The organism is Bacillus sp. T2.9-1 (genome assembly GCF_950097965.1).
Taxonomy (GTDB): Bacteria; Bacillota; Bacilli; order Bacillales; family Cytobacillaceae; genus Niallia; species Niallia hominis.
In genome coordinates, this window is sequence record NZ_CATNHG010000086.1 from 122,302 (window position 1) to 138,379 (window position 16,078).

General features: G+C 35.5%; 19 protein-coding genes. All 19 read right to left on the reverse strand.

Annotated elements, in window-relative coordinates:
* Positions 1–9: 9 nt before the first annotated feature.
* Positions 10–372 (reverse strand): response regulator, encoded by a 363-nt coding sequence (locus QQZ16_RS10490; RefSeq protein WP_031534505.1) that lies wholly within the window; start codon positions 370–372, stop codon positions 10–12.
* 20 nt (positions 373–392) lie between these two features.
* Positions 393–1,622, reverse strand: coding sequence for a flagellar motor switch phosphatase FliY (gene fliY, locus QQZ16_RS10495; protein WP_284561337.1), 1,230 nt, complete (start codon positions 1,620–1,622; stop codon positions 393–395).
* On the reverse strand, positions 1,612–2,610 hold the full coding sequence (gene fliM, locus QQZ16_RS10500) for a flagellar motor switch protein FliM (protein WP_031534501.1): 999 nt from the start codon (positions 2,608–2,610) through the stop codon (positions 1,612–1,614). Before fliM ends, fliY begins: the two co-directional genes overlap by 11 nt.
* Positions 2,611–2,642: 32 nt before the next feature.
* On the reverse strand, positions 2,643–3,071 hold the full coding sequence (fliL, locus tag QQZ16_RS10505; protein ID WP_284561338.1) for a flagellar basal body-associated protein FliL: 429 nt from the start codon (positions 3,069–3,071) through the stop codon (positions 2,643–2,645).
* Complete coding sequence (locus QQZ16_RS10510) at positions 3,061–3,282, reverse strand: flagellar FlbD family protein (RefSeq protein WP_031534498.1); 222 nt, start codon at positions 3,280–3,282, stop codon at positions 3,061–3,063. The genes fliL and QQZ16_RS10510 overlap by 11 nt, the downstream gene beginning before the upstream one ends.
* A gap of 52 nt (positions 3,283–3,334) precedes the next feature.
* A complete protein-coding gene (gene flgG, locus QQZ16_RS10515; RefSeq protein ID WP_031534496.1) occupies positions 3,335–4,219 on the reverse strand; it encodes a flagellar basal body rod protein FlgG in 885 nt (294 codons plus the stop codon).
* Between the two features lie 77 nt (positions 4,220–4,296).
* On the reverse strand, positions 4,297–4,698 hold the full coding sequence (locus QQZ16_RS10520; protein ID WP_235247683.1) for a TIGR02530 family flagellar biosynthesis protein: 402 nt from the start codon (positions 4,696–4,698) through the stop codon (positions 4,297–4,299).
* 11 nt (positions 4,699–4,709) lie between these two features.
* Positions 4,710–5,348 carry a flagellar hook assembly protein FlgD gene (gene flgD / locus QQZ16_RS10525; protein ID WP_284561339.1) on the reverse strand — a complete coding sequence of 213 codons (639 nt, stop codon included), beginning with the start codon at positions 5,346–5,348 and terminating at the stop codon, positions 4,710–4,712.
* 15 nt (positions 5,349–5,363) lie between these two features.
* Positions 5,364–7,676 carry a flagellar hook-length control protein FliK gene (locus QQZ16_RS10530; RefSeq protein WP_031534490.1) on the reverse strand — a complete coding sequence of 771 codons (2,313 nt, stop codon included), beginning with the start codon at positions 7,674–7,676 and terminating at the stop codon, positions 5,364–5,366.
* A 34-nt stretch (positions 7,677–7,710) separates the two neighbouring features.
* On the reverse strand, positions 7,711–8,307 hold the full coding sequence (locus tag QQZ16_RS10535) for a MotE family protein (RefSeq protein ID WP_031534488.1): 597 nt from the start codon (positions 8,305–8,307) through the stop codon (positions 7,711–7,713).
* The gene (fliJ, locus tag QQZ16_RS10540; protein ID WP_031534486.1) at positions 8,308–8,760 is read right to left on the reverse strand and encodes a flagellar export protein FliJ; all 453 of its coding nucleotides are present in this window, start codon (positions 8,758–8,760) and stop codon (positions 8,308–8,310) included.
* A gap of 3 nt (positions 8,761–8,763) precedes the next feature.
* Entirely contained in the window at positions 8,764–10,080 is a 1,317-nt protein-coding gene (gene fliI / locus QQZ16_RS10545) for a flagellar protein export ATPase FliI (protein WP_031534485.1), read from the reverse strand.
* Positions 10,077–10,841 (reverse strand): flagellar assembly protein FliH, encoded by a 765-nt coding sequence (gene fliH, locus QQZ16_RS10550; RefSeq protein ID WP_031534484.1) that lies wholly within the window; start codon positions 10,839–10,841, stop codon positions 10,077–10,079. Before fliH ends, fliI begins: the two co-directional genes overlap by 4 nt.
* Positions 10,834–11,850: a flagellar motor switch protein FliG gene (gene fliG, locus QQZ16_RS10555; RefSeq protein WP_031534483.1), complete on the reverse strand. Its 1,017-nt coding sequence runs from the start codon at positions 11,848–11,850 to the stop codon at positions 10,834–10,836. The genes fliH and fliG overlap by 8 nt, the downstream gene beginning before the upstream one ends.
* 13 nt (positions 11,851–11,863) lie before the next feature.
* The gene (gene fliF, locus QQZ16_RS10560; protein ID WP_284561340.1) at positions 11,864–13,450 is read right to left on the reverse strand and encodes a flagellar basal-body MS-ring/collar protein FliF; all 1,587 of its coding nucleotides are present in this window, start codon (positions 13,448–13,450) and stop codon (positions 11,864–11,866) included.
* A 186-nt stretch (positions 13,451–13,636) separates the two neighbouring features.
* The gene (gene fliE / locus QQZ16_RS10565; RefSeq protein WP_284561341.1) at positions 13,637–13,945 is read right to left on the reverse strand and encodes a flagellar hook-basal body complex protein FliE; all 309 of its coding nucleotides are present in this window, start codon (positions 13,943–13,945) and stop codon (positions 13,637–13,639) included.
* Positions 13,946–13,965: 20 nt separating this feature from the next.
* Positions 13,966–14,418: a flagellar basal body rod protein FlgC gene (flgC, locus tag QQZ16_RS10570; RefSeq protein ID WP_031534477.1), complete on the reverse strand. Its 453-nt coding sequence runs from the start codon at positions 14,416–14,418 to the stop codon at positions 13,966–13,968.
* Between the two features lie 2 nt (positions 14,419–14,420).
* Positions 14,421–14,801: a flagellar basal body rod protein FlgB gene (flgB, locus tag QQZ16_RS10575; RefSeq protein WP_031534474.1), complete on the reverse strand. Its 381-nt coding sequence runs from the start codon at positions 14,799–14,801 to the stop codon at positions 14,421–14,423.
* Between the two features lie 475 nt (positions 14,802–15,276).
* Positions 15,277–16,059, reverse strand: coding sequence for a GTP-sensing pleiotropic transcriptional regulator CodY (gene codY, locus QQZ16_RS10580; RefSeq protein ID WP_284561342.1), 783 nt, complete (start codon positions 16,057–16,059; stop codon positions 15,277–15,279).
* Positions 16,060–16,078 lie beyond the last annotated feature (19 nt).

The following is a 16,078-nucleotide window of genomic DNA, read 5'->3' on the forward strand; positions in this document are numbered from 1 at the left end:
TTTTCATTTTTAGCCTAATGTTTTACTGATTGCTTCTAATACACGATCTGCTTGAAATGGCTTAACAATAAAATCCTTCGCACCCGCCTGTATTGCATCAATAACCATCGCTTGTTGTCCCATTGCTGAACACATAATAACTTTCGCATTTGGGTTTAGCTTTTTAATTTCTTTTAAAGCTGTAATCCCATCCATTTCTGGCATGGTAATGTCCATTGTTACTAAATCTGGTTGTGTTTCCTTAAATTTTTCAATTGCTTGCATACCATCTGCAGCTTCTCCAACAATTTCATATCCATTCTTTGATAGAATATCCTTGATCATCATTCGCATAAATGCTGCGTCATCAACAATTAGTATTTTTTGTGCCATTTTCCTCAATACCCCCAAAATTATTTTAAATTCTTTAATCGATCCTTTTGACTAACAATATCGGTTACACGAACACCGAAATTCTCATCAATTACCACTACTTCCCCTTGTGCTACCAAACAATTATTTACAAGAATATCCACTGGTTCTCCGGCTAACTTGTCTAACTCAATAATGGAACCTGAGGACAGCTCTAATATTTCTCTAACGGATCTTTTTGTTCTTCCAAGCTCAACCGTTACTTGTAAAGGTATATCTAACAACATATCTAGATTTTTTGTTTCTGTCGTCATTTGTGGTTGCATTTCAAAGCTAGAAAACCCTGCAGGCTGCACATTGGGTGGCGGACCTTGTGTATTAGAACCTGAGCCAAAATATTGTTGCTGATGATTCACGTTGTTCTGATTAGCATTTGTATTGGCATAATTGACCTGATTATTATTATTAGGCATTTCGTTAGATACTTGCTGATTATTACTTTGTACACGTGACTCTTGCATCGGTTCTTTTGGCTCATATACTGAATTATAATCGACTTTGGGAATATTTGAAACGCCTTCTTCTTTAATATCTGGATTTAATAATCCTTCTACTAAATCTTTCGCAAAAGAAAGCTGTAATAATTGCATGATTTTAGAATCTATTAAATTTCCTATCCTGATGCGGAAGGAAATTTTCGCAAAAATATCTTCATCCGGAATCGTATCCGTTCCTTCTCCATGATTTATATCTAAAATATCAATACTAGGAGGCGATATATCGACTTTTTTGCTAAAAATGGTGGACATGGATGTAGCTGCAGAACCCATCATTTGGTTCATTGCTTCTTGAACAGCACTTAACTGGATTTCATCTAACATATCCTTACTAGCATTAAGCCCATCTCCACCAAGCATTAAGTCAGCAATAACAGCAGCATCCGCTTGTTCAATAACAAGTAAATTCATACCAGTAAATCCTTCTGTATAATTGACTCTAATCCCCACATAGGGCTGCGGAAATTCGTCTGATAACATATTTTTTGAGATTACACTAACACTTGGTGTTGTAATATCGACTTTTTGGTTTAATAATGTAGATAAAGCTGTTGCCGAGCTACCGAAGGATATATTTCCAATTTCCCCCAACGTATCTTTTTCTATATCCGATAAGTACTTTTCTACATCCATCTCTGAACTTTCGTTTGTTACAGTATCTCCCCTTAAGAGAGCATCAATTTCATCTTGTGATAGCATATCCTTACTCACCATCTTCCTTCCCCTCCTCTAAAGTTCCTAAAATCTGAACGGCCATTTTTTTATTTACTTTTCCTGGTTGTCCAATAAATTTAGGGATATCTCCAACTTTAATAATTAAGGGTTGTTGTATCGTTTGATTCATTTCAATTACATCACCAATATCCAACATTAAAAAATCTTGGATAGAAATATCAGATGTACCTAATTCAGCTACTAATGGCACAATCGACTGCTGAATATTCTCTTCAAGACGAGATGTAAATTCAGGCAATCTTTCCTTTTTCTCTGCCTGCATCCAATAATGTCCGGATAGCTTTGGCATGATAGGCTCAAGCACCACATGGGGAATACATATATTAATCATTCCACTCGTTTCACCAATCGTAGTACTTAACGAAATAACTACTACTGTTTCATTTGGAGAAACCATTTGTAAAAACTGTGGATTTACTTCAAACTCTGCAAGGCTAGGTTCAATTTCTATAAGATCTTCCATTGCCTCCCTAAAGTGATCAAAGGCACTTTCAAAAGTATTTGACATTATTTTTGTTTCAATTTCTGTCAAATTTTCGACTTTATTGATACTGCTGCCTCTCCCACCCATCATTCGATCCATCATAGCATAGGCTATATTAGGATTCACTTCCATCAGGATTCTTCCCTCTAGTGGTGGAACATCGAACACATTTAAAATGGTCATTTTAGGAATCGAGCGAATGAACTCTTCATATGGAATTTGATCTGCTGATGTAACTGTAATTTGCACATATGTTCTTAATTGTGCAGAGAAAAAGGTAGTTAATAATCTAGCATAATTTTCATGGATCCTTGTTAAACTTCGAATCTGATCCTTCGAGAATCTTAATGCTCTTTTAAAATCATAGACCTTAACCTTTTTTTCCTGCTGCTCTTTCTTCAATTCATCTGCATCCATCTCACCAGAGGATAGTGCAGAAAGAAGGGCATCTATTTCATTTTGGGATAAAATATCAGCTGACAAAATTACTCACCTCCATCTTTTTCTCTTTTATTTTATTGGTGTAGAGAGTTTACAATATAAACTTGGACTACCTTGCCTTCTTGCATCAGTTCGTTAATCTTATCCTTGAGATCGTTCTCTAATTGAATTTGTCCTTTTTTTCCTTTTAAGTCTTCTGTAGTTTTCTCAGATAGCTCTTGAATAATAATATTTTTCACTTGGAAGTCCCGTTTTTCTAGTTCTTCCTTCGCCTTCTTACTATCTGTCTGAATCGTAAAGGATATTCTAATGAAATTATCGGATGCTAAGTTCGTCGTAATTTCTTCCATTTCAACAGAGGATTCCAAGATTTCTTCAATCGAAGGTTCTTTGTCCTTCTCATCGCCAGTGAATTTCCAAATATAAATGAATGCTCCAGCTCCGGCTAGTGTTATGACTAGTAATAAAACAAGCATTGTAATAATAACTTTATTATTCTTCATCGTCCTTCTCTCCCACATGTGGTAATCCGAAGAGGTTCACCTTTTGAAAAAAATGATTCATTTTCTCTAAAACTTCCTCTTCCCTTTCTTTAACAACAAATTTATTTCCATTTGTTAAAGTAATAGTTGTATCAGGAAAGGATTCGACTGTTTCAATAAATAAAGCATTTAATAAAAACTTTTTCCCGTTTAGTCGAGTTAAATGTATCATTTTTTATATGCGAGGCTAACCTAACGGAAAGCCTCTTCCCCTCCAATTAAAATTATCGTTTTAAGTTAACTAGTTCTTGAAGAATTTCATCAGAAGTTGTAATAATTTTAGTGTTTGCTTGAAATCCTCTTTGAGAAACAATCATATCTGTGAATTCTTCTGATAGGTCAACGTTCGACATTTCAAGGAATCCACTGTTAATGGAACCTGTTCCAGCAACACCAGATGTTACAAGTCCACCAGTAGCTAAATCACCTGAGTTATTAGAAGCTTGATATAAATTTGCTCCAGATTTCGTTAAACCTTCTGGGTTTGCTACTTTCGCCATGACAATTTGTCCAGCTTCTTGAGTCTCACCATTTTCATCAACATAACTGATTTTTCCATCTGCAGATATACTATAACTTTGTGCAGTTTCAGGAATTTTTGTTCCCGATGTAGTATTTTCCCCAGCTCTCTCTACTGTTGTATCTGTATTACCATCTTCATCTGTAGTAACTGTAACATCGGTAATTCCATTTTCTACTTGTAACACCATACCATTTGTCGCCACAATATTACGATCTCCATCCAAGTAGAAATTACCAGCTCTTGTATAGTAATCTGTAGTAGAGCCTGGTGATCTTAATACAAAATAACCATCTCCTGAAATAGCTAAGTCTAATATTCTACCCGTTGTCTGCATGCTACCTTGAGTATGCAATGTATCGACAGAAGCAATTTGTGCACCTAGCCCAACCTGTTTTGCATTAATCCCCCCTGTTGTTGCTGACGGTGCAGTTGCAGATGCTGTTGTTTGACTTATTAAATCACTAAACGTCACACGACCTTTTTTAAATCCATACGTATTTACGTTTGCGATATTATTACCAGTAACATCTAATTTTGTTTGAAAGTTTTTCATTCCACTGATTCCTGAATATAATGAACGTAACATGTATAATTATCTCCCTTCGAATGAACTGCCTCTATCACTCAGCAGCTTTTGGCCTCCATTTTTGGTCCAGCCTTTTTTTAATTCATAATGATTGTTCCATTTATATTAGTGAAAATTTGATCTGTCGCTTCGTCACGATCCATTGCTGTAATTACCGTATTGTTTTTTGCACTTACGATTAATGCGGCATTATTTAAAAGTATGAGTGATTCTTTTATTCCCATTTTCTTTGCTTGGGTAACTTTTTCTTCTATCGCCTTCCATTTGGCATCATCTATTTCAATCCCCCGTTGCTGAAGTCTCTCGTTTGCATGTTTACTAATATTCAGCGTATTTAAGGATGAAATGGACTGATGGAAATGAGTCGAAAACGATGTGAGATTTTGTGCTTTATGCACAGTTGACTTGGATTTAATCGCCTCAATACCATTTTTAATAGCAGCTTGTGATTTTATGGAGGGATAAATAGGCTTATCCATCTAATCACTTCCTATTCAATTTTTGTAATTTGTCCTGAGGTAATTTGGCTCTCCGCCTCATCATCTAATGTTAGTAGTATTTGTCCATTTTTTAAAGATACAGACTGAACTTTGCTACTCACTTCTTCCTTATTTTCATTGTAATAAGAAACCGTTTTTCCAATTAACTGGCTTGCTAGTACTAGATTGTTTTCTGAAGAGCTTGAACTCATGCTCGATATATTTGCTGGAGTAACTTGTGTTCCATCTTCTAGTGTAAATACGACGCTATCTTCTGTATAAGCAATGGAGCTTACTTTTCCTACTCCAGAAGTTGTCGTACTGTTCCCTTCGTCATCGGTTTCTACCTTGCTCCAATTCACATCTTGCCCCATAAATTGTCCATAAGAAATTAAATTGGACTGTGTTTGCAGGGAAATTAAGTTTGTCATAGATGTATTCAAATTTTGCATTTGTTCTAAGCTTGAGAATTGAGCCATCTGTGCGATAAACTCTTTATCATCCATCGGACTAGTTGGGTCTTGGTTTTGCAATTGAGTAATCAAAATTTTCAAGAAATCATCTTTTCCTAAAGACGAACTGCCAGTAGAATTATTTGATTTCTGATAGTCTGATAAATAAAGAGAAGAATCATTAATTGTATTTGCCATCTTTTACTTGCTCCTCTATATTTCCATATTTAATAGTTCATCAAAAAAAGAAGATTTTCGATTTTTCTCCTCTTCATCAGCATCTTTCTTCTCTCTTTGTGATTGAGATTGTTGCTGTTCTTGTTGCTGCTGTTGCTCTTTTTGCAGTTTCTCCTGTGGTGGAGTAGAGACAACGATGTCCAGTTTATCCACTTGCAAATTTTGTGCAGTAAATCCATGCTTTAAGCTAGTAAGCTGTTTATCTAAAGCTTCTTTTGCCTCAGCATTTGTGGTAATAATTCTAGCTATCATATTGCCCTCATTTTGCGTAATTTCGATTCGAATTGATCCTAAATGATCTGGCGCAAGACGAATGGAGAGCTTTTGCATATCGCCGACTTTTGTAAACGTACTATTTGCTAATAGTTTAGTAAACTGTTCCTCGACATCTTTTGGCTGTGCCATTTTCCCTGTGTCTGTTAACAATACAAACGGATGTTGTTTTATATAGGAATTTTGCATAGATGGAAGCACATTCGTGTTTGCATCTTCCTGACTTACTTCAACTGCTTCCTTCATTCCTACATATGGTAAGATTATGTCTCCTGTTTTTCGTAAGGAGCTTACCATTATCGGATTCATGACTTTTTGAACAACTGTTGCACTCTTTCCTTCTGGTTGTTTATCTAGCTTGGATAGAATAGAAGAAATAATCGATTTAAGCTCCGTTGTTGCTTCTGTAAGGCGATTATCTCCTTGAAAAAGATTCGATTGGGTTGATTGCAAAGTATCGATCTTTTGCTTCGTTGTATTTGCTTCTTTTCCAACCGCATTTCTAGTTTCTAACAATACACGATTTTGTATTGCTAACAGCTTTGAATCCATAGTCGAAAATCTTTTTACGTTTTCCCCATTTTCCTTACTAGCCATTAATTCTGCTTCGTTAAAGGATGTTGCTGTTTCTTCTGAATTGGAATCAAGCAAACTATTTTTTATAGATTGGCTGTTTTCTTTTTGATTTTCTAATCCATTATTTGGATTAATTGCGATCCACAAAGGATTATCTTTCGTCCTATCTATCACTGTATTAGGAGTTGGAGCTTTCGAAATCATTTCACCAGTGCTCTCAGCTGCTATCGTTGTTTCCTTAACTAGAGATTCTACTGCATTATTTACTTTGGATACGCTATTTTGATTATTTTGATCAGTTGGTAGGATTAATCCCTCTTGATATCCTTCTGCATAATCTTGTTTTCCATTCATTTGAACTAGATGATTTCCTTCATGCGCATGATTTGTATCTGTATTCTTCACTCGAGGGTTAATATTCGCTTGATCAACCATTTGTTTATTCATACGACCACTTGGCTGTTCAGTAGGGCTAAAATTCCTAATATCTTCATTTTTCCCAATTGAATTCTCAGAAACATTTGTCTCAGACTTATGTTCAAGTTTCTTCACAGATGATTGTAATATTTCTGATGTTGGAGCTTCTATCTCCACTTCAAGCTTCTCAGGATTTGAAAACATAAAACTACTTGGATCAGCTTCACTCAAAATAGCATCCGTATCTTCTTGTTTCACTTCTATTGCTTGCTCTTTATCTGCTTTTTGCACGGTGATTTTTGTGGAAGACAGCTTATTATATCCAACGATAAAATTATTTTCATTGGTAAATGAATATCCTGCTTTAAGATTAGTATCCTTTTCCACATTTTTTTTCGTTGATTCATTTGATTCGATGAATTTGGTTATAGAAACGATTAACCCCTGTAAATCTTGTACCGTTTCCGAAATTTTTTCATTAACCGAAATATCAGGCAGATTATTCGCTGTATGCTCAAGCTGTTTTAAATCCGAAAGTAAAACCGGTAATTCTGTTTGATTAAACATATCTGGGGCAATCTTCGTATTCGTTTCGTTCTTTAAAACCTGAGTAATTTTGCTTTCTAGATTAGCAAATGTATTTGTTAAAATGGAATCCAGATTCGATACATCTAAATCAAGCGTTTCTTCCCTATCCGAAAAAGAATGATAAGTGGTAACTAAATGTTTCAGATTTAATGAAAGCTGATCATCTTCTGTCGAAAAGCTTACTGCTTCTGCCTCCAATTTATCTTCCCTATTTGACATAAGGCTTACATCCGCTGAACTAGATAGTATGTCTAATAGCTGATTTATGCCCTCTTTTGCTTGTCCGTCCTTTTGACTGGACTCATTTTGTGGAGGTCTTGTTTTTAGGGCATTTAACATTAACATAAACTGTCCATCTATTTTTTCGCTTGGTATTCCTTGACTACCACTTGCTAATTCCATTTTTCTCAATGAATTAATCATTCCTAGCTGCAATTTTTCACCCCCTTTCAAGTCGAAAACCTTTTACTTAAGGATTTACCGTTGTATTAGCGGCTAAAAGCTCCGTATATTTTGAAGCAATGGATGGTTCCATTTTCTCTAATATCGACGCAAGTTTTGCTGGTTTAAGCTCTGCCAAAATTTTCAATGCTTCGCTTTCACTCATTTCTGACAAGATGGCCGCAGCATTTTTAGGCGACATTGTATCATATGTCTTCACAATTTCAGCAACTGCCTTTTTTGTTTCTTCTTGAGCAGACTGAAGAGAAGTTAGCTCACTCTGTAATTTTTCTTTTTCCGAATTGACAGATTGAATTCTATTTTCACTGTTTTCTAACTGGGACTCTAACGATTTTATTTGCTCTTCCCGTTCTTCCAGCTTTGTTTGTAAGGAGACAATCGTATTTTTATTATTTTCTAGCAATTTATCCGTCGACTTTTTTTCTTCATTTAGAAAAGGAATCGTATTTAGTAACTCTTTTCCCTTTTCTGCAATATCTGCTCCCGAATACATGAGCAATAACACAAGGACAATGACTGCAAACAGGCTTGGAATGATAGCAACCATAAGAAAACGCTGGAAAAAATTAAATGGCTTCTTTTTTTCTTCCCATGAGTTTTCCATTTAACCACCCACCTTTTCATGTTGCATATATTGTTGAAGCGAAATATCGTCCATTTGTTTTGCCTCTTCTGCTTTTTCTAACGCTAAATAATTGGAATGATCTTTTTCTTTTATCTTCACAAATTTTTTGACTTCGATATTTTTTTCTAGCATTTTTTCTTGAAAATAAACCATCGAATTTCGTGCATTTTGCACCATTTTTTGTGCATGTTCGATAGTTTTTGTTAAATTGCCCACAAATTGCTGGTGATGTCTAATTTCTTGAACAGATAAACCTGTCGCCATTTTGTCAGCTTGATATGCTTCTAGCTCTTCTTTTCTTTTTAATAGCTCATACAGTTTTTCAGCAGCCTCTTCAAATCTAGTTACTGATTGATTATAAGCCGAGCTAGCTTCTTCTTTTTCTCTTTCTCGAATAGTTAAGATTTTTTCAAATTTAAATTGATAACTCATCTTTTATCCCTCAGTTCCAATTAAAGTTAATAAGGAATGGAGGCTTTCCTCAATTGAAACCTTCTCATCTGTAGCCTGCTTTATATAAGATAGAATACTTGGATACAATCGAATTGCCGTATCGATTTCTTTAGAAGAACCTTTCTTATAAGCACCTATATTGATTAAATCTTCGGAATTCATATAGGTACTAAGAAGCTCCCGCAATCGCTCTGCAGCTTTCACATGTTCTTTGGGCACTATATGATTCATTACCCGACTAACACTCTTCAGGACATTGACGGCTGGATATTGTCCTTTATTCGCAAGCGCCCGATCTAAGACATAATGCCCATCCAAGATTCCACGCACCGTATCTGCGATTGGTTCATTCATATCATCCCCATCAACTAATACGGTATAAAAGGCTGTTATACTACCATATTCATTTGTCCCTGTTCGTTCTAAAAGCTTAGGCAGTATCGCAAATACAGAAGGGGTATACCCTTTCGTAGTTGGTGGTTCTCCAATAGCTAGACCGACTTCCCGTTGTGCCATTGCTACCCGTGTAACAGAATCCATCATCAGCATGACGTTTAACCCCTTATCTCGAAAATACTCTGCAATGGCTGTAGCTGTATAAGCACCCTTTATTCTCATTAGTGCTGGCTGATCAGATGTCGCAACGACAACAATCGACCTTTTTAAACCTTCTGGTCCTAAATCACGTTCAATAAATTCACGTACTTCTCTTCCACGTTCTCCAATTAAAGCAATAACATTCAAATCTGCTTTTGTATTTCGTGCAATCATTCCTAATAACGTACTTTTTCCGACACCACTACCTGCAAAAATCCCAAGTCTTTGGCCAGTTCCGACCGTTAGTAGCCCATCAATTAATCGAACACCCACTTCCATCGATTGAGATATAGGTGGTCTTGTCATTGGGTTAGGGGGCTCCTGATCAATTGGAACAGACTTTAACCCTTTTGGCAGCAACGAACCATCTAAAGGCACTCCTAATGCATCAACAGCCATTCCGATTAATCCTGGTCCAACCTTTATTTCTAATGGCTCAGAAGAAGCTTCAACTAGGCACCCTGGTGAAATATCATTAACTGTTGTGTATGGCATCAAAATAATATTTTCATCATTAAATCCGACCACTTCTGCTTTAATAATCCGTTTATGCTTTGTGCCAATATGAATATTGCAAACATCCCCAATCGAGCTTTCTGGACCTTGTGACTCTATCATTAATCCGACTACTTTTTTCACACGACCATATTGCTTATAAGAGTCAATGGACGAAATGGTGCTTAATAAAGCCTGTGCTTTCATCCTTCCTCACTCTCCAATATTTCAAGTAGTGTTTCTTTAATCATGAGTAATTGTGTATCTACACTAGCATCCAAACGACCAGTTGCTGTTTCAATGATACAGCCATTTTCCTCCATTGATTCATCCGGAAAAATAAATAGACTAGGCTTTATCGGAAATAATTGGAGCAGCTCCTCTTTTTCTGCTACTACCATTTCGTAATGGATAGGGTTAACATGTAATTGTATTTCTCTTTGTTTTCTTACTTCTTTTAAGGCATGCTGGACAAGAGGAATGAAATGTTGCTCGTCTTCCTTTATCTTGTTGTTCATTATTTTCCCTGCCACTTCAATAGCTAGCTCTAAAATAGTGCTTTCAGCAGATTGTAGATACTTTTCATAATCTGTCTTGGATGCTATTACAGTATCCTTCGCTTGTTGGATATAACTATATGCTTCCTTGTATCCAGCGTTTTTACCTGTCTCAAATCCTGCCTGATAGCCGTCTTGCTTCGCGTTTTCTATTAATTGTGCTTTTTCTAATTCCCAATTTTGCCTTTCTTCTGAAAGCTGAAGACTTATTTGTTCAGCTTCAGCTAAGGCGAGTCTCTTTATTTCTTCTGCTTCTTTCTGTGCAGTAGCTATTATGTTGTTATATTCCGTTTGTGTTACTTCCCTTGATTGTTCAAAGTCAGAATCGAAGGTATCTATATACTTAATTGAAATTAGTTTCTCTTTCTTAGCATCAGGATTGGAATATCTTGACTTAATTAACCTAGACAATGATATCATCTCCTCCGCCGCGGGCAACTACAATTTCTCCAGCATCCTCAAGTCGTCTAATAACTGCAACAATTCTTGATTGTGCTTCTTCTACATCCTTTAAGCGAACTGGCCCCATAAATTCCATTTCTTCTTTAAAGGATTCAGCCATTCTTGTCGACATATTGCTATAGACAATCTCTTTCACTTCATCTCCAGAAACTTTAAGAGCAAGCATAAGATCTTCATTTTCACAATCACGAATAATTCTTTGGATTGCTCTGTTATCCAATGTAACAATATCCTCAAAGACAAACATTCTCTTCTTAATTTCTTCTGCTAATTCTGGATCTTGAATTTCAAGCGCGTCTAAAATCGTCCGTTCTGTTGCTCTGTCTACTCCATTTAGCACTTCAACGACAGCTTCAATGCCACCCGTTTGTGTATAGTCTTGTGTAACAGTGCTAGATAGCTTTCTTTCTAAAACTTGTTCCACTTCATTAATTATTTCTGGTGAAGTACTATCCATTACCGCAATTCTTCTGGCAATATCTGCTTGTACTTCCTGTGGCAGTTCAGATAGAATTTGCCCTGCTTGCGTTGGATCCAAATACGATAAGATAAGAGCAATTGTCTGTGGATGTTCATTTTGAATAAAATTTAATATTTGGCTCGGATCGGCTTTTCTCGCAAAATCAAAAGGTCTTACTTGGAGAGAAGAAGTTAATCTGTTTAAGATGATAGACGCTTGTTCTTCTCCAAGAGCCTTCTCCAACACCGTTTTTGCATATCCAATACCGCCTTGAGAAATATAATCTTGAGCAAGTGCAATATTATGAAATTCTTCTAACACCGTTTCTTTAGAAGTATTCTCCACTTTTCTAACTCCTGATATCTCAAGTGATAATCGTTCAATTTCATCCTCACTTAAATGTTTATAAACCGAAGCTGCAACATCAGGACCTAATGATATAAGGAGAATGGCTGCCTTTTGCTTGCCGGATAATTCATTTGATTCTTTTCTTGCCATTTAACAACACTCCTTAATCTTCTGTTATCCATGTACGTAGTAATTTTGCAAATTCCTCTGGTTTTTCTTTTGCCATTTTTTCAAGCTGCTTTCTTCTGATTGACCCCTCATTTTCTTGTTCTTCATTGATATCCTTAACAGGAGTAACTGGTTGAATAATTTCTTCCACATCTTCTTGTTTCTTTTTCTTTCTTGCATTCATAAATAAGAAGATTAATAGAATAATAATCGCAAGCAATGCTCCTCCAACAGCATAAATCCACCAAGGAATTGATGTTTGTACTACCTCTGTTGCTTGTGTTTTTCCATTGAACGGCTGAACGGACACAGCAATCTTGCTTTGGATATCTTCATCCGTCAGTTCTCCACCAGTTGACGTTTTATCAATAGATGTACGAACGATTGTTCCTAAAATATTGGAAATATCATCAATGCTTTCCTGTGGTAAGGAAGTAGTATCATTAGCATCAGGTGGTTCTACCATGACTTGTATACCTAAATCACGAATTTTATATGGACTTTCAACAATTTGTTTTTTTATACGATTTACTTCACTATTTACGGTTTCTTCGACTTTTTCATAGTCTCCATTACCGGATCCTGTTTCTGTATTATAAGTTGTTGTATCTGTCTCGTCTTCTGCCTGGACAACCCCCCCATTAGCAGCATTTTCCCCTGTATATGTTTCCGTAATATTTTGGGCGCTTATTTCAATTCCTGCCATATTTTCTTCATCAACAGGCGTTACTAGGTTTTCTTCTCTGTTTTCTTGGGTAAAGTCAATATCAGCAGTAACAGATACAACGACCTTATCTTGACCCATTAACGTTCCTAGCATGGTTTGTACTTGTCTTTGAATATCACGTTCAATTTGTTTTTTTACATTATTTTGCGCAGTAAAAGTATCTGTCGCAGAATTATTTGAAGAATTTAAGTCAAAATACTCAAAGTTCTGGTTAGTAATGACGATATTATCTGTAGGAAGGTTTGGTACACTTTTGGACACGAGTGTATATAACCCTTTTATTTGATTTTCTGAGAAGTTATAGCCTGGTTTTGTATTTAACACGATAGAGGCTGTAGCTTCTCCTCCTTGATCAGAAACAAATACACTTTCTTCTGGTAAAGTGATAACAACATTCGCGTCATTAATCCCTTCCACACCTTTTATTAGATTTGCAATTTCTGTCTGGAGGGCATCCAATTTTAATACATTAAATTCATTATCTGTCATTCCAAAGCTTGCATTTTCGCTAAAAAAAGAGTAGTCTATGCTACCTGACTGTGGTATTCCTTCTGCTGCAAGTTCAACTTTCAATGTATCTACTACTTCTTTTGGAACACTAATAACCGTACCCCCATTAGAAATTTCAGAAGTTATACCTCTACTATCAAGACTCTCTTTGATAGCTCCTGTTTCAGAAGGTGTTAAATTACTGTAAAGTGGCACTAATGTTACTCTCGTAAAAAAATAAGCTGAAAATATAACAACTAGAAGAAGCAAAAGTCCGCTACTTGTTATGACAGTCTTTTGCTTTTTTGAACGACTTTGCCAATACTCTTTTAAAGGATTAAATATTTTATTTAGATTCTCTTTCATTCTCTTCCCCCGGCTACCATAATTTTGTTTAGGTAATAACCGCCCATCTTATTATGTCGTCAGTTTTCTCAAGATTGTTTTCTTTTTCATCGAAGCCCGTTAATCGCATGGACACTTGCTTTTTTACGGGAAGGAAAGAGTTACCCTCTTATCCTCCCACTTCGTTTTTTGAAAACAGTCATACTATTACACTGACATTCGCATTATTTCCTGATAAGCTTCTACTGCTTTATTACGTATTTCCATTGTAGCTTGCATCGTAATGCTAGCCTTTTGAGATGCAATCATTACTTGAGATAAATCGACGTTCTCTCCTCTTGCTAGCTTATCTGTTAGCGCATCTGATTCATTTTGTGCCTGGTTCACACTGTTAATGGAATCTTTTAAAAAGGACGCAAAGTTTTTTTGTGCATTTGCAACAGATGTTTTATTAATAGTTGCTGTATTTGTTAATGGAAATGCAGAAGATACTGCAGAAAAATTTAAAGGTTCCATTTCATTACTCCTATTCGTTTTTATTTACCAATTTCTAATGTTTTCATTAACATACTCTTAGAAGCATTTAAAACAGTGACATTGGCTTCATATGACCTAGAGGCACTCATTAAATCAACCATTTCCCGCAAAGGATCTACATTCGGCATACTTACATACCCATTTTCATCTGCATCTGGATTTTCCGGATCATAAACCATCTCAAATGGTGTTTCGTCCTCTACAATTTTAGATACCTTAACTCCTGAACCTGTATCTGAGCTTGTTCCTCTTGCAGCATTCAAATGGGAAGCAAACGAACCTTCTTGCTCTTGAAAAACAACTTGTTTTCGTTTGTATGGCTCCCACTCTCCATCTACTAATTTACCTCTTGTTGTATCTACATTTGCCATATTGGAAGATATAACATCCATTCTTAACCGTTGAGCAGTTAAAGCAGAGGCAGTAGTGTTTATACTATTAAAAATAGTCATGTTTACTTCCCTCCTCTAATTACATTTTCAAGCGAACTAAATTTCCCACTAATTCGATCAATTAACGCATTGTAATATATTTGGTTTGTCGCAAGGTCTGTCATTTCTTTATCCATATCTACACTATTACCGCTGTTATTATAAGTAACTCCACTTTTGGAAACGACTGTTGTTGAAGCATTGTTAGCGGAAAAAGACATATGCTTACTATTTGTGACATTTGCATTCATAGCACTAGATAACGAATCTTTAAAAGTCACTGTCTTCGCTTTATAGTTTGGTGTATCTACATTTGCTATATTTTGTGCTATAACCTTTTGCTTTTGATTGGAGTAATTTATTGCATTTTCTAAGGTTGTTATTGTATTAGAAAAAAGATTCAATTTTTTACACCTCGAGAAACGAATTTTGAGAAAATTGTTGAATTTTGTTTTTTTGTGACGTTTTTTTTACATGATAGATTTAATTTTAATGAATTTGCAATAATATGTCTATGGAAAAGAGGATAATTTTAATGATGCTTTTTACCTATTTTAGTTCATAATTGACATAATTATTCCTAAAAACGGGTATGAGTTGGTGTTTTTCGAACCTTTACCGTTACTATTTTCATGGTTATTAGTTACTAATCGATATGATTAATTGGCTATGTACACATATATACATGTTATTACTCTGTAATGTAAATGAAAAATAATTGGAAAATCCGCAGTTTTTGTCGAACGATAGCTAATAGTATAATCGAACCAACATGTTAATCTTTCTTCCTGCTCATATAACGCAAAAAAACCTTTCCAATGATTTGAAAAGGTTTTTTATCGTCATCTGTTTTATTAATGAATATTCAATAGATACTTTTTATTTATTTGTTTTTAATTTCTCAAGCTCTAATAAGAACTTGTCATTTATCACTTTAATATAAGTACCTTTCATTCCTAAAGAACGCGACTCAATAACGCCAGCACTTTCTAATTTACGCAATGCATTTACAATCACAGATCTTGTAATACCAACACGGTCTGCAATTTTAGAAGCTACTAATAAACCTTCGTTACCATTTAACTCTTCAAAAATATGCTCGATTGCTTCTAATTCACTATAAGATAAAGAGCTGATCGCCATTTGAACAACAGCTTTGCTTCTTGCTTCTTCTTCGATTTCTTCTGCTTTTTCACGAAGAATTTCCATTCCAACTACTGTAGCACCATATTCTGCAAGAATTAAATCATCATCATGGAATTGTTCTTGTAATCTTGCAAGAATTAATGTTCCAAGTCTTTCGCCACCACCGATAATAGGTACAATGGTAGTAAGACCTTTCGCAAATAATTCTTTATTCTCAACTGGGAAAGCAGTATACTCACTTTCGATTTCTAAATTACTTGAAGTTGTTTGAATGTTAAACAAGCTATTTGTATATTCCTCTGGGAATTGGCGATCTTCAAGCATCTTTTTCATGCGATCATTTTCAATTTGCTGATTAACTGCAAACCCTAGTAATTTCCCTCTTCTGCTCACAACGAAAATATTTGCTTCGATAACGTCACTTAACGTTTCAGACATTTCCTTAAAGTTTACTGGCTTACCTGCAGCTCTTTGCAGCATTGCGTTTATTTTTCTTGTTTTCGTTAATAAATCCATTTCATATTCCTCCTGTTAA